General features: G+C 36.6%; 18 protein-coding genes. 8 read left to right on the top strand and 10 right to left on the bottom strand.

Annotated elements, in window-relative coordinates; translation table 11 throughout:
- Nucleotides 1-58 precede the first annotated feature (58 nt).
- Nucleotides 59-1,492: a hypothetical protein gene (locus DDF69_RS02085; protein WP_114819324.1), complete on the top strand. Its 1,434-nt coding sequence runs from the start codon at nucleotides 59-61 to the stop codon at nucleotides 1,490-1,492.
- A 272-nt stretch (nucleotides 1,493-1,764) separates the two neighbouring features.
- On the opposite strand, the gene recA is transcribed toward DDF69_RS02085, so the two are convergent.
- From recA to DDF69_RS02050, 7 genes are all read right to left on the bottom strand, one after another.
- Nucleotides 1,765-2,766, bottom strand: coding sequence for a recombinase RecA (gene recA / locus DDF69_RS02080; protein WP_034694853.1), 1,002 nt, complete (start codon nucleotides 2,764-2,766; stop codon nucleotides 1,765-1,767).
- 465 nt (nucleotides 2,767-3,231) lie between these two features.
- The gene (locus DDF69_RS02075; RefSeq protein WP_228411908.1) at nucleotides 3,232-4,416 is read right to left on the bottom strand and encodes an oxygenase MpaB family protein; all 1,185 of its coding nucleotides are present in this window, start codon (nucleotides 4,414-4,416) and stop codon (nucleotides 3,232-3,234) included.
- A 109-nt stretch (nucleotides 4,417-4,525) separates the two neighbouring features.
- Nucleotides 4,526-5,152 carry a hypothetical protein gene (locus tag DDF69_RS02070; protein ID WP_114819322.1) on the bottom strand — a complete coding sequence of 209 codons (627 nt, stop codon included), beginning with the start codon at nucleotides 5,150-5,152 and terminating at the stop codon, nucleotides 4,526-4,528.
- Between the two features lie 83 nt (nucleotides 5,153-5,235).
- Nucleotides 5,236-6,240: a type I glyceraldehyde-3-phosphate dehydrogenase gene (gene gap, locus DDF69_RS02065; RefSeq protein ID WP_047096698.1), complete on the bottom strand. Its 1,005-nt coding sequence runs from the start codon at nucleotides 6,238-6,240 to the stop codon at nucleotides 5,236-5,238.
- 32 nt (nucleotides 6,241-6,272) lie between these two features.
- Nucleotides 6,273-7,259: a 6-phosphofructokinase gene (gene pfkA, locus DDF69_RS02060; protein WP_062676282.1), complete on the bottom strand. Its 987-nt coding sequence runs from the start codon at nucleotides 7,257-7,259 to the stop codon at nucleotides 6,273-6,275.
- 83 nt (nucleotides 7,260-7,342) lie between these two features.
- Nucleotides 7,343-8,221 (bottom strand): DUF4846 domain-containing protein, encoded by an 879-nt coding sequence (locus tag DDF69_RS02055; RefSeq protein ID WP_114819321.1) that lies wholly within the window; start codon nucleotides 8,219-8,221, stop codon nucleotides 7,343-7,345.
- Between the two features lie 62 nt (nucleotides 8,222-8,283).
- The gene (locus tag DDF69_RS02050; protein ID WP_114819320.1) at nucleotides 8,284-8,634 is read right to left on the bottom strand and encodes a winged helix-turn-helix transcriptional regulator; all 351 of its coding nucleotides are present in this window, start codon (nucleotides 8,632-8,634) and stop codon (nucleotides 8,284-8,286) included.
- Nucleotides 8,635-8,728: 94 nt separating this feature from the next.
- Between DDF69_RS02050 and DDF69_RS02045 the strand changes: the two genes are divergently transcribed.
- Nucleotides 8,729-9,529 carry a DNA alkylation repair protein gene (locus tag DDF69_RS02045; RefSeq protein ID WP_114819319.1) on the top strand — a complete coding sequence of 267 codons (801 nt, stop codon included), beginning with the start codon at nucleotides 8,729-8,731 and terminating at the stop codon, nucleotides 9,527-9,529.
- 424 nt (nucleotides 9,530-9,953) lie between these two features.
- On the opposite strand, the gene DDF69_RS02040 is transcribed toward DDF69_RS02045, so the two are convergent.
- Entirely contained in the window at nucleotides 9,954-10,712 is a 759-nt protein-coding gene (locus tag DDF69_RS02040; RefSeq protein ID WP_114819318.1) for a TIGR03915 family putative DNA repair protein, read from the bottom strand.
- Nucleotides 10,713-11,069: 357 nt separating this feature from the next.
- Entirely contained in the window at nucleotides 11,070-12,329 is a 1,260-nt protein-coding gene (locus tag DDF69_RS02035; RefSeq protein WP_114819317.1) for a putative DNA modification/repair radical SAM protein, read from the bottom strand.
- 156 nt (nucleotides 12,330-12,485) lie between these two features.
- Between DDF69_RS02035 and DDF69_RS02030 the strand changes: the two genes are divergently transcribed.
- The 5 genes from DDF69_RS02030 to sucC all read left to right on the top strand — a co-directional run bounded on the left by DDF69_RS02030 (nucleotide 12,486) and on the right by sucC (nucleotide 18,041).
- On the top strand, nucleotides 12,486-13,814 hold the full coding sequence (locus DDF69_RS02030; RefSeq protein ID WP_114819316.1) for a hydroxymethylglutaryl-CoA reductase, degradative: 1,329 nt from the start codon (nucleotides 12,486-12,488) through the stop codon (nucleotides 13,812-13,814).
- Nucleotides 13,815-13,980: 166 nt separating this feature from the next.
- A complete protein-coding gene (locus DDF69_RS02025; protein ID WP_114819315.1) occupies nucleotides 13,981-15,051 on the top strand; it encodes a hypothetical protein in 1,071 nt (356 codons plus the stop codon).
- A 1-nt stretch (nucleotide 15,052) separates the two neighbouring features.
- The gene (locus tag DDF69_RS02020) at nucleotides 15,053-15,439 is read left to right on the top strand and encodes a DUF423 domain-containing protein (RefSeq protein ID WP_114819314.1); all 387 of its coding nucleotides are present in this window, start codon (nucleotides 15,053-15,055) and stop codon (nucleotides 15,437-15,439) included.
- A 2-nt stretch (nucleotides 15,440-15,441) separates the two neighbouring features.
- Nucleotides 15,442-16,719 (top strand): chloride channel protein, encoded by a 1,278-nt coding sequence (locus DDF69_RS02015; protein WP_114819313.1) that lies wholly within the window; start codon nucleotides 15,442-15,444, stop codon nucleotides 16,717-16,719.
- Nucleotides 16,720-16,850: 131 nt separating this feature from the next.
- Nucleotides 16,851-18,041 carry an ADP-forming succinate--CoA ligase subunit beta gene (gene sucC, locus DDF69_RS02010; protein ID WP_114819312.1) on the top strand — a complete coding sequence of 397 codons (1,191 nt, stop codon included), beginning with the start codon at nucleotides 16,851-16,853 and terminating at the stop codon, nucleotides 18,039-18,041.
- A gap of 232 nt (nucleotides 18,042-18,273) precedes the next feature.
- Here sucC and DDF69_RS02005 read toward each other — a convergent pair whose 3' ends face one another.
- Nucleotides 18,274-19,161, bottom strand: a complete 888-nt coding sequence (locus DDF69_RS02005) for a mechanosensitive ion channel family protein (RefSeq protein ID WP_114819311.1) — start codon at nucleotides 19,159-19,161, stop codon at nucleotides 18,274-18,276.
- 94 nt (nucleotides 19,162-19,255) lie between these two features.
- On the opposite strand from DDF69_RS02005, the gene DDF69_RS02000 reads away from it, so the two are divergent.
- A complete protein-coding gene (locus DDF69_RS02000) occupies nucleotides 19,256-19,891 on the top strand; it encodes a peroxiredoxin (RefSeq protein WP_114819310.1) in 636 nt (211 codons plus the stop codon).
- Nucleotides 19,892-19,968: the final 77 nt, after the last annotated feature.

The following is a 19,968-nucleotide window of genomic DNA, read 5'->3' as shown; positions in this document are numbered from 1 at the left end:
TTTATGATGGGTCTGTTGAGCACTTTTATTATATTTACCGCCAATTATAAATAACAGTATGGGAATCTTTGATTTTTTTAAGAAGAAAAATAACAGTCAGGAAAATGTGAGTACTCCGGTTCAGGAAATGGAAATGCCAGAGGAAAAAATAGTAGAGGAAGTGGTGGAAGAAGTTGTGGAAACAATACCGGAAATTCCTTCGCAGCCGGTAGAAGAGCCGAAAGTAAATGAAGAATATGAAAAAATCAGGATTTATAATGATTATATCGTGTATTCTATAGCCCTTCAGCTAAGAGGAGAATATACGCCTCTTTCTGCTTTTGAAAAAGAAAACGGGGATGTAGAAGGTTTTGCCTATATGGTTACTGAAGATGCTTATGCACTTTCTCCACAACAGGCGATTGCACAAATGGAAGAAAAGTTCGAAAGTGAACTTCAGGAAGGAAAGATTAAATCTTATGTGATCCTGTATCATTCTCAGTTTGATCATAACGGTAATCATACTCCGGCTATTCAGGAAGGAGAATTTAAGGGAATTTCACTTGCTTATCACTTTGCCGGTGATGAAAAGAAGAAAACAGGATTGCCTTATGTTTTCGAAAACCAAAATATTACTTATAAAGGTTTTGCAGAGTTTTCTCATGAAGAAAATAATGCGATCATGAACCATCAGTTGATTGAGGGACAAAATTATTTCCAGAATACGGAGGGAATTGCAGCGCCTGAAACAACCAATGAAGCAGGAATTATCATCAGAAAGTCCAATGTTCATAATCTTATGAATACATGGAGTGGGATTTTTGGTCATCAGAATTTTCAAACTAAAGATTACGGTCAGTATCTGAATGCTATTCTTACACAGACAGAGTCTTCTGATCCATCAATGGATATTAAGAGCAAAACAGAATTTGATGGGGTAAGGTTTAAAACTATTGTAACACCGGAATTAAGTATGATCGTTCCGGAAGTAACAACGGATTATACATTGGATTTTGAAACAAGATCAATCAGAGAATGGGAAAATGCATTGAATTTACAGGCAATTGTAGCAGGACCTGCCAGAGATACTTTTGGGGTTTGGTTTTTTGCAACAGATTATGCTGAAAACAGAAACACCTACATGACTCAGCCTCATCTGAAAGTAAATATCAGCGGAATTGTTTTCATCCTTGATGTTCACACCAATACTGATGTACCGGATGGAACCAAAATGAGTGACGATTTCACTACCTATGCACCAAGTCAGGACTTGCCTAATTATGCATGTTTCGATTTTATTGGTCAGGTAGTAGACTTTAAAGAAACAGAATTGCTTGAAGACGGAAGTGTTAAAGGGTATATTCTGAAACTGAAATTGATCACGAATGAAGAGCGTGAAGATTTCTTTACCATTGATGCTTTTGTTAACAAGGAGAATATGAGATTTGAAACTCCAACAAAAGGAATGAAAGTGACCGGAGCACTTCAATTGCAAGGTAAAATTGCTGAATAATTTTTTTAAATATAAAATCTCAAAGAGGTTGTTCTACGGAATGACCTCTTTTTTATTTTCTGATCCTTTATTTATTTATTTATTTATTTATTTAAACGCATCGTTGATGAAGCTTTGTGATAAATGATGCGTTTGCTTAGTAAGAATCAATTTATTGATTCCATCTTTTGGCCCCTCAAAATTGTACCGCCTATAAATAAAACTTTGCGTTAAAAAAAATGACAACAAAAAAGGCAATCCGAAGACTGCCTTTTCAATATTGTTCTGAAAAATTATTTGTTTTTCATTTCTTCTTTGATCTTACCTTCCAATTCTTCAGCAAGATCCGGGTTATCTCTTAAAACATCTTTTACAGCATCACGTCCCTGACCCAATTTAGTCTCTTCGTAGCTGAACCAAGAACCACTTTTCTTTACAATTCCCATATCTACAGCAGTATCAAGAATTTCTCCTACTTTAGAAACTCCTTCTCCATACATGATATCAAATTCTGCCTGTTTGAAAGGAGGTGCTACTTTGTTTTTCACAATCTTCACTTTCACACGGCTACCGATAGCTTCGTCACCTTGCTTGATTGGCGCACTTGCTTTTCTGATATCAATTCTTACAGATGCGTAGAACTTAAGAGCATTACCTCCGGTAGTGGTTTCAGGGTTTCCGAACATAACACCGATCTTTTCTCTCAACTGGTTGATGAAAATCACGGTACATTTTGTTCTTGAAATAGTAGCGGTAAGCTTTCTTAATGCCTGAGACATTAATCTTGCATGAAGACCCATTTTGGAATCTCCCATTTCACCTTCGATTTCTGCTTTTGGGGTAAGAGCGGCTACAGAGTCAATAACAACGATATCAATAGCTCCTGAACGGATTAAGTTATCTGCAATTTCCAACGCTTGTTCACCATTGTCCGGTTGAGAAATGATCAGGTTTTCAAGATCAATTCCTAATTTCGCAGCATACGTTCTGTCGAAAGCGTGCTCTGCATCAATGAATGCTGCAATACCACCTGCTTTTTGAGCTTCAGCAATAGCGTGAAGGGTTAATGTTGTTTTACCTGAAGATTCAGGCCCATATATTTCAATGATTCTTCCTTTTGGATATCCGCCTATTCCTAAAGCAATATCTAACCCTAAAGAACCGGAAGGAATTACCTCAATAGTATTGTCTATAGATTCGTCACCTAAAGTCATTACCGTTCCCTTTCCATATGTTTTATCTAGCTTGTCAAGCACTAAAGCGAGTGCTTTTTTCTTATCATCAATGTTACTCATCTCTATTAAAATAATTTCTCAAAAATACATAATTTATAGATCAAAAGCTAATATTATTTGTCTCTGAAAGCTATTTTTAAAGTTAAAAAATGATAAAATTTTACAGCTGATCTCATTCATTACGAAGCACATGCGGAATGTGGTATCTAAAGTGTTTTTAAATGTTTTTTTACTTTATTAAGATGAGTTGTTTTTTTGTTTGAAATCGCAAAGGCGCAATTCTTTTGCTTTAAGGCGCAAAGATTTTATCTCCAATAAAATTGAGTAGTGTATATGTTTTTTACCTCACGCTGATTTTGCAGATAACGCAGATGTTAATGGAAAACTGTATCGTTTGGTTGATTGCAAGAATTTTACCTGAAATTATATAATTCCCATGCTGAAAATCTTCGATTTTCTTGCGTCCTAAAAAACTTTTGCAATGTCTTGAAATCTTTGCGCCTTGGCGATCTCCAACAATTACTTTTAATGAAAATTTGAGTTTTTAGTGATGGCAAGATAATCTTCCAGTACTTTCAGCTGATCCTTATTTCCTCTTTGTATTCTCTTTTCACGACTGACCAGTTGATCATAAATTTTATTGAAAAGTATTTTCGATTTTGGAAACAGATTTCTGAAAGGAACTTCCGGAATTTGTAATCTTTTACATACTTCGTCATCCAACAAAAACCAGGTACAGCAGACGTGCAGATATTTTAAATTCTTTCTTTGAAATTCATATTTTAAAATAGGATTTTCCAGTGATTCATCCAGAAGAGAGTGAGCCAGCAGAACAGAATCTTTATCCGAAGGGGGCTGAACAGAAGTCCATAAATAAAAATATTCCGTTGCATGTTTTTTATCATCAGGAAGAAGCTGTTCCGGAATTCCCAGAAGATACCCTACATATTTCCAGAGATGAAAAATTCCCTGTTCCTCTTCAACAGAAAAACGATTTCCCAATTTCTGAAGACTATGAAGGAATACCAGACTGAACCCAATATACGTTGCCATCATATCCCATGAATTGATGGGTTCTCCCCAGTTTTCGGTATCCCAGTCTTTATAATGTTTTTTAATGGAAAGTCTTGCATAGGAGTGGATCAAACGGGTTTTTATGGCAAATTCATATCCTTTTGCATGAATTTCCAATGCGTTGTATCGGGTAGCATTTACCCAAAAATCCAATGTTTCAGAAAGACGTTTTACCGCTCCTTTTTTCAGGGCTTCTGTGACAATAAGCGGTTTGTTGAGGTAAGCATAATCATAACCGCCGATCAGACAATAATCTCTCAGCGAGATCAAAGAATCCAGGTTACTTCTCATGCATAGTTCAGCACCGCTTTTAAGCAGATTATAATCCAGCCAGTCCGGAACTTTTTGAGTCTGACTGAAAAGCTTTTTTACACTTTCAGGAACATCATCAGTTTCCGAAACTCCATTTCTGATATAGTGTTCAATCTCTCTTGAAGCCTCATGAAATTTTTTAGTGAAATAAACATCTTGTACCACCTCATCACCAATTTTATCCACATGATGAAAATAGGGAGCAAATTTTTCAAAGTTTTTAAAACTTACCTCTGCTCCGGAAAATTCAATAAGCTGCTTTCCGTTACCATGTTCCCAAAAATCTCTGAAATGGGGGGCGTTTTTAAAACGGGGTTGTATCATGTTCATTCCTTTACCTATAAAAGTACAAGTTTTATGCTGAAATATTCTGGTGAGATTTATCAGGGTTGAATTAAATTTAATGATGATTGGAGCTCATTTTTACGTTTTATCAATATCTGTCAGGTCCACGATAACCAAATAATTCATATATGTAAAAACCTAAAATCAAAGCATAAACCACCGATAGTATGGTAATGATGAATACCGCAATATTATTTCTGCTCTGTTTAGTGAAAAATTTTATAAAACCGTAAGAAATTATTCCCAGACCTATAGCAAAAATATAAAAGATGCGACCGGAATATATAATTTGTAATCCCCATAATATCCCACCAATAGTTCCACCGATAATTCCTCCTAAGATACTCCCGATGATGGTGCTGGGTTTAATTTCTAAATCCCTTTTTGTTGCTTCTATTTCTGTAGAAGTAGTTTCTATGATCTGTTGTATTTCATCTGAGGCTAGTATTTCTGAATTCAAAGCATGATTGATGTCATTTTTTGTCATCCCGTTTAAATACAATTCCGTAGCATCATTCTTTATTCTTGATTTTTCCAATTCCTTCGCTACAGTTGTATCATACCGGACGGTCAGAGATTGTATTCCACCTTTATTTTCTATGACGATATCTAAAGCTTGTTTGGCATCATTTGTATATCTGTCTTTATTTGAATATACTTCCATTAATTCCACATCAGAATATTGAGAATATCTTTCAATAAGTTCATTGAGCATGGTATAAATTTTGGGAGTTAATTTAAACAAAAAAACCTTCCCATCGGGAAGGTTTTATATTATTGCTTATCGCTCATTATTGATTATAAAGAAGCAGCGTGTACAAGCATATCAACTAACTTGTTTGAGTAACCCATTTCGTTGTCATACCAAGAAACAAGTTTCACGAAGTTAGGAGAAAGCATGATACCAGCATCTTTATCGAAGATAGAAGTTCTCTTATCTCCTACGAAGTCCTGAGATACTACAGCCTCTTCAGTATATCCTAGAATTCCTTTCAATTCACCTTCAGACGCAGCTTTGATTACTGAACAGATTTCTTCATAAGAAGCAGCTTTTTCAATTCTCACTGTTAAGTCTACTACAGAAACGTCAACAGTTGGTACTCTGAAAGACATACCTGTTAATTTTCCGTTTAGTGAAGGAATTACTTTTCCTACTGCTTTAGCAGCACCTGTAGAAGAAGGGATGATGTTGTTCAGAGCAGCTCTACCACCTCTCCAGTCTTTCATTGAAGGACCGTCAACAGTTTTCTGAGTAGCTGTTGTAGCGTGTACAGTGGTCATCAAACCTTCTACGATTCCAAAGTTATCGTGGATTACTTTAGCTAAAGGAGCTAAACAGTTTGTAGTACAAGAAGCGTTTGATAAAATTTTGATATCATCAGTAAGTTCCTTGTGGTTTACCCCCATTACGAACATTGGAGTATCATCTTTAGAAGGAGCAGAAAGGATTACTTTCTTAGCACCTGCAGTAATATGTTTTGCAGCGCTTTCTTTATCTAAGAATAAACCAGTAGATTCTACTACGTAGTCTGCACCGATTTCATTCCACTTTAGGTTGCTTGGATCTTTTTCAGCAGTTACTCTGATCTTTTTCCCGTTTACTACAAGATCATTTCCTTCTACAGAAACTTCACCTGGGAAAATACCGTGTACAGAGTCATATTTTAACATGTAAGCCATGTATTCTGCATTGATTAGGTCATTGATTCCTACAACTTCAATGTTGTCTCTTTCAGTCATTGCTCTGAAAACAAGACGTCCAATTCTACCAAAACCGTTGATACCTACTTTAATTGTTGACATAATAGTTTGTTTTTATTAGATTATAAAAATAATTAGATTGCTAAAATTTCTGAAATCAGTAAAAGATCTTTATTGATTTCGTTATGTTTTTTAATGGCTTCTTCTATTGGTGTATACGTCAAATCATTGGAACGCATTCCTGCCATTACGTTGGTTTGTCCTTCCATAAGCCCTGTTACAGCACCGTATCCCAGTCTGCTGGCCAAAACTCTGTCTGCACAGCTTGGAGAACCTCCTCTCTGCATATGTCCCAAAATGGCTACACGAATATCATAATCAGGGAAGGTTTGTTTGGTTTTTTCTGCAAGCTCATAAACGTTGGCTAGTTTTTCACCTTCTGCAACCACCACAATACTTGATGCCTTTCCGGTTTTTTCCGCATCCCTGAATTTTGTGAAAAGCTCATCAATACTGTCTTTTTTCTCAGGAATTAAAATATCCAGAGCTCCTGTTGCCAATCCACTGTTTAAAGCAATAAAACCAGCATCACGTCCCATCACCTCTACAAAGAAAACTCTGTTGTGGGAAGTAGCCGTGTCACGGATCTTGTCAATAGCATCCATGGCAGTATTCAAGGCAGTGTCGTAACCGATGGTATTATCAGTACCGAAAATATCGTTATCAATAGTTCCCGGGATACCGATTACTCTGATTCCGAATTCTTCATTAAAGATTTTGGCACCGGTAAAAGTTCCATCTCCTCCAATACATACCAATCCGTCTATTCCAAGTTTTACGCAATTATCGTAAGCTTTCTGACGGCCTTCTTTTGTTCTGAACTCAGTGGATCTGGCAGACTTTAGAATAGTTCCACCCTGGTTGATTATATTTTTTACGGAACGAGCCCCCATTTTCAGGAAATCATTGTTGATAAGACCGTTGTAGCCTTCTCTTACTCCGTAGCATTCGATATTATAGTAATTGGCGGTTCTTACTACCGCTCTTAACGCCGCATTCATACCCGGAGAGTCACCTCCTGAAGTAAGAACTGCAATTTTTTTTACAGCACTCTCTTTCATCAAGTAAAAAATTTCGAACACAAATTTACAAAAACAAGTTCAGATTATCGTAGTAAGTTTCCAATAGTTTTGAATATAAATGATTAAAAGCTTCTGAAGTTTGTAGGTTTAAAAAAATATCGTGCAGTTTTCGTTTCCTCAGAATGGATATCGAGATCGTACCAAGGTGTAAAATAGGGATTAAACGGGTTGGAAAGCACATGAACAGACTGTGCCGGCGTAAATCCCTCGCTCAGTAAAAATAATCTTTCCCCTTTCTCATTTTTACAGACCCCGGAAATAAAAACAATATGTCCCGGGCTTCCCGGTGTGATCAGAATATCTCCTGTTTTAAGATTAGAATTTCTTGTGACCGGCTTTGTTTCTCTGTTCAATGAAATTGTTCCTGCATAATTGAAAATCAGATCCAGATAATTTCTGAAACTCTGGTAAGAATCATCATACCCAGCTGTTTTTCTGAAGCTGACTGAATTTCCATTCACAAAAGCTCTCGTTCCATTTTTATAATCATTCCAGCTGAGGAGGTCGCCACTGGTAAAATGAAATTTAATTTCATCAAACTTTTTCGATTTGTAAAGATATTCCGCTCTCATACGGATAGCGGCATCAGCACATTGCTGCAGGTCTTTATTTCCGGTATCAATATCAAAAACAGCTTCATGAAGATGTTGGGTAGAAATAGGTGTTCCGTCATATTTTACAATCCGGCTGCCATAAGGTTTCAGCTTAAAATTTTCGATAAAATGTCCGAAAGAACCAGGTTTTTCTTCCATCCACTCATAGCCTTCCGGAGGTGAAAATCTTTCCCGGATGGTATTTTTTTCTTTATTGATTTTCAAAGCATTTTCTGAAATTAAATGCTCATTTTTATCTGGTTCAGGTAATAAACGGTCTGATATTTTTTCTTTTGTACAGCCAACGAAAATGAGAGCAGCTGTGATTCCTGTGATAACTCTTTTCATGTGTTTTAGTGAACACAAATATCATTTTTTTTCACCTATCTGCCAATATATTATATGAAAACTTATGGGTTCAATAGCTCATCTTTTTCAGGAATCAATAGTTTTCCCCAGTCATTCAGCTGCCAGAGGATCTTCACAAGTTGTTCCCCAAGCTCTGTCAATGTGTATTCAACCCTTGGAGGAAGTTCATTAAAAGATTGTTTTGTTAAAATACCGTCTTCCACCATTTCACTCAGCTGCTGATTCAAAACTCTGCGGTCCACTTTTGCAATCCCACGTAAAAACTCACTGGGACGTTTTTTCCCTTCATTGATCTGCCACACGATAGGAATTTTCCATTTCCCACTAATGGTATTGACAGCAACTTCCAACGGACAAATTTTATTTTCTTCAGCTCTTTCCTTTGTTTCCATAAAATTGATTTTTTTATCCCTATGGGTGAAAAATATGCGGTATTGTTTTTCTCCGCCCACTTTCAGACTTTTGTAAAGGTAATCATTAAATAGTATGACAGAAAAGCGAAAAGGAGCCCGCTCCATTAAAGATATTCCAACTGATATTCTGGAAAAGCTGAACAGGGGAGAAATTGAAACCGCCAATCTTACAGAATGGCTGGCTGTAGATCAAAGGTTGCTGCTGGAAAATCTGCTTTTGCAAAATGATCGTAAAGAATATCTGATGCCTGTTTTAGAAATTGTAAATCAGCTGAAAAAACAAACCGTCAATTCGATTAATGAAACAATTGGTGTTGGGCTTCTTAATCAGGCTTTGAAAAATAAGGATGATGAATTTCTTTGGAAATTATCAGTTCATCCGGCAGATCTAGTACGTTGCTGGGCAGCTTATACGATTGGAAGAAACCATAATTTAAAACTGAAGGAAAAATTAGACAGTATACAGTCATTTGCTGCTGACTCTCATTTTGGAGTGAGGGAAATCTGTTGGATGACGGTACGCCCGGATATTTCCAGAAACCTCGAAGAAAGTTTATCTATATTATCAACGTGGACAACGCATGACAATGAGAACGTAAGACGTTTTGCCAGCGAATCCACAAGGCCAAGAGGAGTTTGGTGCGAACATATTGATGCTTTAAAACAAAATCCGGGGATTGGACTGGAAATACTGGAACCTTTACGATCGGATTCCTCCAGATATGTACAGGACAGCGTAGGCAACTGGCTGAATGATGCCAGTAAATCACAACCCGAATTTGTAGTGGAAATCTGCGATGAATGGCTTCGGGAAAGTCCGACAAAAGAAACACAGTATATTGTAAAGAAAGCGCTGCGAACCCTTAAAAAGTAAAAGTTATCCACAAAACTAAAATGTTGATGTAATTATTAACTCCGTATACTGCAGATTTTCATGTTTTTAAATGGTATTTTGAAACCCCTTATTCTCATTGGGTAGGTTATTTTCTACTCAATTTTCTTAAAAAAGTGACATTGAAAAAATTTCAATATTAACGGAATGTTAACTTGAAAAAGTTATCCACAATATGAGTTTTCGATGAATGTGGATTATATCTTTCATAAAATGAGTTGATTAAATAATGCTCTTGAAAAACAGACCTGAAATCACATGTTTTTTGACCAAAATAAAAAGTTATCCACAATATGGAATTATTGATTCAAGTTTGGGCGTATGTACCATGGAATCTCAGAATCGTTTTATTGATAAAAATCTGCGTTATCTGCTCAATCAGCGAGAAATAATATTGAGAGTGCAGTTACCATTTCTCAGTCAGATATTTCCAGTATCTTCTCGGAACATGCTGAATATGGAGTTTCATATTTTTTCTTTCCACGATATTGGTTTTCGTGAAATAACGCTGCCAAAGTACCTGATAACTCTTTTCTTCATCATGGAATTTTTGCTGGTAATTATTTAGATTAATCTTTTCGTCAGGATAGAAGAATTCGCAGGTGTCCAGATCATACAGAAGTCCATAGTTTCTTCGAAGGTCATAGATCATCCATTTCTGATCCTGATATCGGTCTTTAAAATGTTTTCTGATTAAAGGAAGAACATTGAAGTCAGGATCTATTTTGGAGAAAAAAACACCATCCTGCATTTTTTCAAAACGAACAAAAGCAGTCATTCTGTGCCTTTCCCGATCTACTGATTTACAGATTTTTGAAATTTTTAAAACATCAGCATCAGCAAAATTTTCAAGAATATTTTTTTCAGAATTTTTCACGGATTGCCTTACTGCAGATAAGATGAGGTTTTCCAGCTCCGGATCTTCAGATAAAAAAACTTTTAAAAGTTTGTAAACGCCCTGTTTTCCTATACTAAGCTCCAGTTTATTCAAAACCCTTTCAGATTTATCCGGTTGAGTAATGACTTCATGAATCTCTGCAAAAATATTTTCCTGATGAAATCTTTCTCTGCTGGTAATTTCCACCTCTTGATAACGGTATTCGAAAACTTCAAATACTGCAGTGAAAAGACCATCAAAACTTCCATCGTAGAGTAGGGTTGTCATGGGTTGAGTTTAATAATTTAAAGTTCAGTTGGTCTGTCATTCTGAACACAGACTGAAAGTCTGCGAACGAAGTTCATAAATGAAGTGAAGAATCTGGTTTATTGAAGAGATTCTTCCTTCGTCAGAATGACAGTCGTATTGTATTATAAATTAGTGTCCATCCGTGAAAATATTAGTGTTATTTGTGTTTATTGAAACTGTTCAAAAAATATTACAACCATTAAGAAGGATTTAAGAAATAAAGTATAGTTAAGATAAATCATTCTGATTTTTAAGCTTAAAGTGAAGCTCATCTTAATACTCTCAACACCTTAATAGAATCTTAATGTTTCAAAAAATAAACATTTAAACAGATCATTAAAACAAACTCAGCTGTTGCGAAAACTGGTTATGGAATTTGGATGAACTTCCACCAATCAGTAGCTTTCTGAAGTTTTTATCCGTTAAATATTTCAGGTACGCATTTCCCGCATTAAAATCGATAAAGTATTTTGCCCGGTTGACAGCTGCACCCAGTTTTTTCAAATGATCCATCGTTAAAATCTGAAAACGTCTTGCACTTATAATTTTCTGAGCTGTTTTTACTCCAATTCCCGGAATTCTTAAAATCGTCCGGTATTCGGCAGTCTGGAGATTCACCGGAAATTGATCCAGATTCCGTAATGCCCAGCTTAATTTCGGATCTACTTCCAGATCAAGGAAAGGCATATTGGGATCTAAAATTTCTTCCGCTTTAAAGCCATAAAATCTCATCAGCCAGTCCGACTGATACAATCGGTTTTCCCTAAGCATTGGAACTTCTGTGGTTAAAGAGGGCAGTCTCTGATCTTCCAACACCGGAACATATCCGGAATAATACACCCTTCTCAGATTAAAATTTTTATAAAAATGATCAGCAACTTTAATGATCTGAAGATCGTTTTCATTAGTTGCCCCTACAATCATCTGTGTTGATTGTCCGGCAGGCGCAAACTTGGGAACTTTTTTCAGAATTTTCTTTTCATCCTTATATTGAATAATTCCTTTTTGAATATACCGCATCGGACTGATCATATCCTGCCTGTTTTTTTCAGGGGCCAGCAATTTTAATCCGCTTTCTGTAGGAATTTCAATATTTACCGATAACCGGTCTGCATACAATGCAGCTTCCTGCATCAGATCATCACTTGCCCCGGGAATAGATTTTAAATGAATATATCCGTTAAAGTTCTCCTCCAATCGCAGCTTTTTCGCAACTCTTACAAGCCTTTCCATCGTAGTGTCTGCATTTTTGAATATTCCCGAGCTCAGAAATAACCCTTCAATATAATTCCTTCGATAAAAATTGATGGTAAGATCTACCACTTCTTCTACCGTAAATGCTGCTCTCTTAATATCGTTGGAACTTCTGGAAACACAATAAGCACAATCATAAATACAATGATTGGTCAATAAAATTTTAAGCAGAGAAACACATCTTCCGTCTTCCGTATAGGTATGACAAATCCCGCTTGCAGAACTGTCTCCTAAAGCTCCTTTTTTATTCTTCCTCGTGCCTCCGCTTGATGAACAGGAAACATCATATTTCGCTGCATCAGCAAGGATTTCAAGCTTTTCTTTAAGGCGGTCAAAATTCATATTGTAAAATGATTGATCTGTTTTGTATCAATAATGTATTTTAATTTTGTTCAAATTTAGTTCCAAAATTGATAAAAGTCAATCTTTTTTCATAGAAGTTATCAACAAAAAAGAGTCTCAAAATCATTATATTTACGGCTCATTAAAGTTTATATCATGAATCATAAACCAATCGAAGGTTTTTCCAAGCTGCCAAAGCAGGGGAAAATCGAATGGCTCGTAAACGAATATCTTGAAGGAAACCAGGAATATCAAAATATATTAAAACAATATTGGAACGATGATGCGGATCTTCAGAAACTCCACGAAGAATTTTCTGAAAACACCATCTCTAATTTCTATATGCCTTACGGAATTGCTCCGAATTTTTTAATCGACGGAAAACTGTTGGCCCTTCCAATGGCTGTTGAAGAAAGTTCTGTAGTTGCTGCTGCTTCCAAAGCTGCGAAATTCTGGATCGACAAAGGAGGTTTTAAAACAACCATTATCAATACAGAAAAGCTGGGACATACCCACTTTATTTTTAATGTAGAACCTCATAAATTATTACATTTCTTTAATTTCAGTTTAAAGAAAAAACTATTTGAAACTACTGAGGATATTACCTCCAACATGAGAAAACGTGGTGGTGGTATTTTAAATATCAGTGTGGTGGATAAGACAGCAGAAATGCCGAATTACTACCAGTTGAAAGCAAGCTTTGATACAGTAGATTCAATGGGAGCGAACTTTATCAATTCATGTCTTGAGCAGTTTGGAAAAACATTGAGACAGGAAGTGGCTACCAGCGAAGATTTTACTCAGGAAGAAAAGAATTCACTACAGATTGTGATGAATATTCTTTCCAACTTTACGCCTGACTGTATCGTAAGAGCTGAGGTTTCGTGTAAAATGGAAGATTTAAAAGATGACAGTGGAATTTCTCCTGAAGAATTTGCTTCTAAATTCAAGCAGGCCGTTACCATTGCAGAAATAGAACCTTACCGTGCGACTACTCATAATAAAGGAGTAATGAACGGAGTAGATGCTGTTGTAATAGCTACCGGAAATGATTTCCGGGCTACAGAAGCCTGCGCACACGCATATGCTGCAAGAGACGGACAATACAAGTCTTTAACTCACTGTACAACAGATAACGGAATTTTCAGATTCTGGATTGATCTTCCTATTTCTGTAGGAGTAGTAGGAGGGCTTACCAATCTTCACCCTTTGGTAAAATTCTCTCTGGCCCTTCTTGGAAAACCTTCTGCACAGGAGTTGATGAGTATTCTTGCTGTTTCTGGTCTTGCTCAGAATTTTGGAGCGTTACGTTCTCTGGTAACCACAGGAATTCAGAAAGGACATATGAAAATGCACTTATTGAATATTCTGAACCAGTTGGGAGCTACTGAAGAAGAAAAACAGCATTTTGTTACCTATTTTAAAGATAAGACGGTGAGCCACCATGAGGTGATCAACGAGTTTAACAGAATGAGAGGAAACTGATGTTACAGATCATTTTGCCTATAGTATTCCTTCTTTTTGGATTTTTTCTGAAGAAAACCAACAATGAAGGTTTCAAAAGTTCCAAGAAATTTGCCAATATGTTTATCATCCTGGGGATTTCTACATTGGTGGCCAAGTTCATTTTAATGTACTTAAAATCAAAATAGTGAAAAGGAGTATTGTATTTTTCTTACTGATTTCGGGGTTAAGTTTTTCACAACAGCAAAAAGTGAAAATAAGTAATCTGCAGCCGAAAACTGAAGATACCGTTTTTCCGGTTGTTTCGTATTCGGAAAATCCTCGGGTAGAAAATAAAATCAATACATTTCTGCAGGTAGATCAGCTGGAATATGTTCCGGGATCTGGCGGAAATCCTTTTAAACTGGCTTCTACAGCCACCAATTCCTATTCCAACTATCTTTATTTTTATAGTTGGGATAAGATTGAAACGCCTAAGAATATTCTGAGTATTGCCATAGATGGTGAAGCTTCAGGCGCTTATCCGGAAGGATTTCTGATCTGGAAGAATTTTGATCTGAGAACAGGGAATTTTATCAATGCCAAAGATTTATTTCAACCAAGCTCAGTGAAGACTGTTGAGGGAATTATTCAGAAAAGAGTAAAGAAAAGAATTTCTGATTTTCTTGTTACACTGAAAGCTGAGAAAAATCCTGCAGAGGAAACTCAGGATCAGATCGCTATGTATGAAGACTGTTTTACGGAACATACTTTGGAAGGGATCAGATATTTCTTTGGAAAAGATAAACTGACTTTTGTTGCCGGAAGATGTTCCAACCATGCGATGAGAGCTTTGGATGACCTGGGCAGTCATGACATAGAGTTTTCCTACAAAGAGCTGGAAAAATACTGGAGTCCTTATGCGAGAAATTTAATTTCCGGTTCTGAAAAAACAGAGATAACCAGTCTTACTCATAAATTGTATAAGGGAAAGATCGATGGAAAGTACCCCATTACTGTTCTGATCAATGAGGTATACAATGATGGTTCTTTTTCTGCAAAATACTGGTATGATAAAAATAAAAAGCTGATTGAGTGGAACGGAAAGCTAAAAGGTAATCATATCTCTATCATAGAAAACGATTATTATAGTGAAGAAACCAACCAGTGGATTTTCAAAGCCTTGGTGGAAGCTGATTTGCAAGGCAGGAAAATTATAGGAACCTGGCAGGATCATAAAACAAAAAAATATTTAACCCTAGAATTAGAAGAGTTATAAAATGAAAACAATTACTTTAGTTTTTGGAGCAGTTTACGGAATGGTTTCTGTCATCCTGGGTGCATTCGGAGCACACGCTTTAAAGAAAATATTAGCTGTGGAAAGACTGGAAAGTTTTGAAACAGGCGTAAGATACCAGATGTATGCAGCTTTTTTCCTGCTGATCATCGGGTATATCTTAAAATTCGAAACCTCTGCTGAAAAATGGACTTCCATTTTAATGATTGCAGGAACTCTTTTATTCTCAGTAAGTATCTATTTTCTGAGCATGCAGGATTATTGGGGAATGAATCTTAAATTCTTAGGCCCCATCACTCCGCTTGGAGGTCTGATGATGATCTTAAGCTGGGGAATGCTGATCTTATATTTTGCTAAAAACAGAATATAAGAATGAAAATTAACAGAAGAAGACGGTTAATACGAACATTCAATCTCTTGGATCAACCTATCAGATTTAATCCGTTTGTGTTCAGCCGTACTTTTTTTATTTGGGCGGTTACAGGTCTGGTGGGCGGTAGTATTGCCGGAGGATATTGGATTGTGCTGGAGTATTTTACAGAATTTTTAGCAGAATTTCAGGGCTGGCAGGTGATTCCCACGATGGCGATCTGTGGTTTGCTGGCAGGACTGGTAATTCATTTTATTGGTGATCCGGGAGAAATTCACCTGATCGTTAATAATATCAGATTCAATAAAGGGAAACTGGAACCAAAGAATAATCCTTCGATGATTCTTTCTTCTCTTTTCTGTGTAGCATCGGGAGGAAGTTTAGGTCCTGAAGCACCATTGGTACAGGTCACCGGATCTACAGGAACCTGGCTTGGGAAGATTTTCAGACTGAAAGGGGAAGAGCTGAGGTCTCTGAGCATTGCGGGTATGGCTTCCGGTTTTACAGCATTATTCGGGGCTCCGCTTGGAGGAAGTCTTTTTTCTTTGGAAATTTTACATCATAAACATGCGGTAGAATATTATAAAGCCATTATTCCTGCATTGGTAGCAAGTTGTTTCAGTTACCTGATGTTTGCTTTGATTATCCATTTAGGAATTGGGGCAACATGGGATTTGAAAGCTTACCATTATACAGGAGTCTATGATTTTGCTTATGCGACGGCATTTGGAATTGTAGGAACTTTATTTGGCTGGATTTTCATTTTTGTAGTCAAATTTTTTAAAAAGATTTTTGAGTACAGAAGATTGCCGATTTATATTAAAACCTTAGCAGGTGGGATTATTTTAGGAGTTATCGCCTACAATTTCCCAATTACAAGATACTTCGGGCACAACGAGATCAATCAGTTGATCGGAGGTAATTTCGGACTGAATTTTTTAATTCTGATTCTGGTTTTTAAAATACTTGCGATTGCCATTACAGTAACTTCAGGATGGAGAGGAGGATTTATCATTCCTTTGTTTTTTGTCGGAACAACGTTGGGATTAATTATTCACAATTTGTTTCCAACGGTTGATACCACGCTGGCCATTGTAAGCTGTATGGCAGCCATCAATGCCTGCGTGACAAGAACTCCGATGAGTACAACGATTATTTTGGGGACGCTTACCGGATTTACGTATTTTGTACCAATATTATTTGCGAGTCTTACGGGATATTTCCTTGCTCCGAAAATTCCGTTTATCGGATCTCAGTCTGAGAAATTAGCGGAAGAATAGGGGAAAATAGATAGATATGTTAAAAATCAAGTCCATCAGACTTTAATTTTTAAGTCAATAAACTTGAACTTCCGTGTCTTTTTAGTAAATTTGTCAACCTTTAAATATTAAAATAAAATAATAAAAATAATATGAATCTTCACGAGTATCAATCAAAAGAGATTTTATCAAAGTATGGAGTAGCTATCCAACGTGGTTTCGTTGCAAACAACGTAGATGAAGCTGTAGCAGCTGCTGAAAAATTGACTGCTGAAACCGGAGCACAGGCTTGGGTTGTAAAAGCACAGATTCACGCAGGTGGTCGTGGTAAAGGTGGGGGTGTTAAGTTTTCTCCAAACATGGATAAACTTAAAGAGAACGCTCAGAATATCATCGGAATGCAGTTGGTAACTCCGCAAACTTCTGCTGAAGGTAAAAAAGTAAACTCTGTTTTGATTGCAGAAGATGTTTATTATCCTGGAGAATCTGAAACTAAAGAATTTTATGTTTCTATTCTTTTAGATAGAGCTGAAGGAAAAAATACGATCGTATATTCTACTGAAGGAGGTATGGATATTGAGCACGTTGCTGAAGTAACTCCTCATTTGATCCACAACGAATTGATTGATCCTGCTATCGGTCTTCAAGGATTCCAGGCTAGAAAAATTGCTTTCAACCTAGGTCTTGAAGGAAATGCATTCAAAGAATTTGTGAAATTTATTTCATCTCTTTACAATGCTTACACAGGAATTGATGCTTCTCTTTTCGAAATCAACCCTGTATTAAAAACTTCTGATAACAAAATTATTGCTGTAGATGCTAAAGTAACTTTAGATGACAACTCATTGTTCCGTCACAAAGACTTAGCTGAGCTTAGAGATACAAGAGAAGAAGATCCAATGGATGTTGAAGCTGGTGAAGCGGGTCTTAACTTCGTAAAATTAGACGGTAACGTTGCTTGTATGGTAAACGGAGCTGGTCTTGCAATGGCAACTATGGATATCATCAAATTATCAGGTGGTAACCCTGCTAACTTCCTTGACGTAGGGGGTACTGCTGATGCTCAGAGAGTACAGACAGCTTTCGGAATCATCTTAAGAGATCCAAACGTAAAAGCTATTTTGATCAACATCTTCGGAGGTATCGTAAGATGTGACAGAGTTGCTCAGGGTGTTGTAGATGCTTACAAAGCTATGGGTAGCCTTCCGGTTCCATTGATCGTAAGATTACAGGGAACTAACGCTGTAGAAGCTAAAAAATTAATTGACGAGTCTGGTCTTCCGGTACACTCTGCAATTACTTTAGAAGAAGCTGCAAACAAAGTAAAAGAAGTTTTAGCATAATCTAAAATTTTCAGATAAATAAGAAAACCGTTCCTTTTGGAGCGGTTTTTTTGTTAGCATGTGAAGGTAAAGTTTTGTAATAACTTCATCGGAAATGTACTACTGTAAATCTAGCATACTGTAAACCTAACAGGTTTTTAAAACCTGTTAGGTTTAAACATATTTTATTTAATCAATCATCATAAAAAAGACCACATCAACATTTGAAATGGCCTTTATATTTTATATTTTTTTACTTATCCTGATGGCTTTCCGGCAAGTTAGTCTCTCCACTCGTAATACTGATACTTGTAGGCGTTACCAACTGAACTTTATCCGTATCAAAGCGTTCTTTAATCCCTAAATAGGCTTTACTTCTTACCTGTGCAAGATTAGCCCCAACCTTTATCCAGAACTTCACCTGGAGATTAAAAGCTCCCTGTTTAAGGTCTGTGAAGATTACCTCTACAGTGTCTAACTTATCCACATTATCAAGATTTTTAATCACATCAAGAATTCCCTTTTGTGCTTTGGTAATATCTTCATCAGCCGGAATTTCAAAATTTAAAATAATTCTGCGCTGTGGGGAAGCCGTAATATTGTAGAAAGGTGCATTGAAAACAACCTGATTCGGAATATATGCCTTCTTGCCATCATCAGTAAGAAGTTTTGTCGTTAAAAAACCAATTTCCTGTACCGTTCCTGAATGGGTTCCGATGGTAATATAATCTCCTACTTTGTAGGCTTTATCAATTCCAATCAGCATTCCTGAGAAAATACTTGAAACAAGATCTTTTAGAGCTACCCCTGCAATAACCCCTGCAACTCCTAAACTTCCGATAAACTTCCAGAGAAAACCACTGAAACCCATTATTTCAAGTGCAATAAAGGTTCCCATCAGCATAATCAGGAACCTGAATATACTGATTAAAGTGACTAATGAACTCTCTTTTTGACTTTTCGGGAAAAATTTGTGAAATAACTTTACCGCCCCTTTGCTTAAATATTTACTGCTAATAAGGAAGAATGTAAATACTAAAATCCCGACAATCAGCTTTGGGGTGAGCGCGGCAAAGGTTACATACCAACTTTCCAATACCTTATAAACAACATCTAGATACCTTAATCCGGTTTTCTCCATGGATAAAATTTTAGTTAAATATATAAATTTTCATCAAAAAATTTGCCAGTTCCAAAAAGTCTACTAAATTTGTAGACTATAAAGAAGGAACATTATGTCAATCAAACTAGGAGATACAGCACCCAACTTTCAGGCAGAGTCATCGGTAGGTGACATCAATTTTTATAATTATCTGGGAGATTCCTGGGGAATTTTATTTTCTCATCCTGCAGATTATACGCCGGTATGCACTACAGAACTGGGGTATACTGCAAAACTGCAGTCTGAGTTTGAGGCCAGAGATACAAAGGTGATTGCTCTGAGTGTAGATGGAGTAGAAGATCATCAAAACTGGGTGAAAGATATTAATGAAACTCAGAATACCACTGTGAAGTTTCCCATTATTGCTGATAAAGACAGAAAAGTTTCTGAGCTGTATGATTTTATTCATCCCAATGCTTCAGCTACAGCTACAGTGCGTTCTCTTCTGATTATTGATCCTTCCAAAAAAGTAAGACTGATTATTACCTATCCGGCCTCTACGGGAAGGAATTTTAAAGAGATCCTTAGAGTGCTGGATTCTTTACAGCTGGTGGATAATTATCGTGTAGCGACTCCTGTAAACTGGGAAACCGGAGAAGATGTTATTGTACCTCCAACCATTTCTACAGAAGATGCACGAAAGATATTCCCAAAAGGGGTGACGGAAATAAAACCATATTTAAGGTACACGCCTCAACCCAATACATGATTTATTTGATTTTTTATAGTTTAGTTTTAATTTGTACGAAAAGCGCCCCGAAAATAAATTTCGGGGCGCTTTCATTT

This window comes from Chryseobacterium sp. KLBC 52 (assembly GCF_003347605.1).
Lineage (GTDB): Bacteria > Bacteroidota > Bacteroidia > Flavobacteriales > Weeksellaceae > Chryseobacterium.
The sequence above is the reverse complement of the archived record's forward strand: the minus strand, read 5'-3'. Positions and strand labels throughout refer to the sequence as shown.

Excerpts from the sequence above, each read along its gene's own strand:
- DDF69_RS02085 (WP_114819324.1), top strand. The coding sequence starts at position 59 with ATGGGAATCTTTGATTTTTTTAAGAAGAAAAATAACAGTCAGGAAAAT.
- recA (WP_034694853.1), bottom strand. The coding sequence starts at position 2,766 with ATGAGTAACATTGATGATAAGAAAAAAGCACTCGCTTTAGTGCTTGAC.
- DDF69_RS02075 (WP_228411908.1), bottom strand. The coding sequence starts at position 4,416 with ATGATACAACCCCGTTTTAAAAACGCCCCCCATTTCAGAGATTTTTGG.
- DDF69_RS02070 (WP_114819322.1), bottom strand. The coding sequence starts at position 5,152 with ATGCTCAATGAACTTATTGAAAGATATTCTCAATATTCTGATGTGGAA.
- gap (WP_047096698.1), bottom strand. The coding sequence starts at position 6,240 with ATGTCAACAATTAAAGTAGGTATCAACGGTTTTGGTAGAATTGGACGT.
- pfkA (WP_062676282.1), bottom strand. The coding sequence starts at position 7,259 with ATGAAAGAGAGTGCTGTAAAAAAAATTGCAGTTCTTACTTCAGGAGGT.
- DDF69_RS02055 (WP_114819321.1), bottom strand. The coding sequence starts at position 8,221 with ATGAAAAGAGTTATCACAGGAATCACAGCTGCTCTCATTTTCGTTGGC.
- DDF69_RS02050 (WP_114819320.1), bottom strand. The coding sequence starts at position 8,634 with ATGGAAACAAAGGAAAGAGCTGAAGAAAATAAAATTTGTCCGTTGGAA.
- DDF69_RS02045 (WP_114819319.1), top strand. The coding sequence starts at position 8,729 with ATGACAGAAAAGCGAAAAGGAGCCCGCTCCATTAAAGATATTCCAACT.
- DDF69_RS02040 (WP_114819318.1), bottom strand. The coding sequence starts at position 10,712 with ATGACAACCCTACTCTACGATGGAAGTTTTGATGGTCTTTTCACTGCA.
- DDF69_RS02035 (WP_114819317.1), bottom strand. The coding sequence starts at position 12,329 with ATGAATTTTGACCGCCTTAAAGAAAAGCTTGAAATCCTTGCTGATGCA.
- DDF69_RS02030 (WP_114819316.1), top strand. The coding sequence starts at position 12,486 with ATGAATCATAAACCAATCGAAGGTTTTTCCAAGCTGCCAAAGCAGGGG.
- DDF69_RS02020 (WP_114819314.1), top strand. The coding sequence starts at position 15,053 with ATGAAAACAATTACTTTAGTTTTTGGAGCAGTTTACGGAATGGTTTCT.
- DDF69_RS02015 (WP_114819313.1), top strand. The coding sequence starts at position 15,442 with ATGAAAATTAACAGAAGAAGACGGTTAATACGAACATTCAATCTCTTG.
- sucC (WP_114819312.1), top strand. The coding sequence starts at position 16,851 with ATGAATCTTCACGAGTATCAATCAAAAGAGATTTTATCAAAGTATGGA.
- DDF69_RS02005 (WP_114819311.1), bottom strand. The coding sequence starts at position 19,161 with ATGGAGAAAACCGGATTAAGGTATCTAGATGTTGTTTATAAGGTATTG.
- DDF69_RS02000 (WP_114819310.1), top strand. The coding sequence starts at position 19,256 with ATGTCAATCAAACTAGGAGATACAGCACCCAACTTTCAGGCAGAGTCA.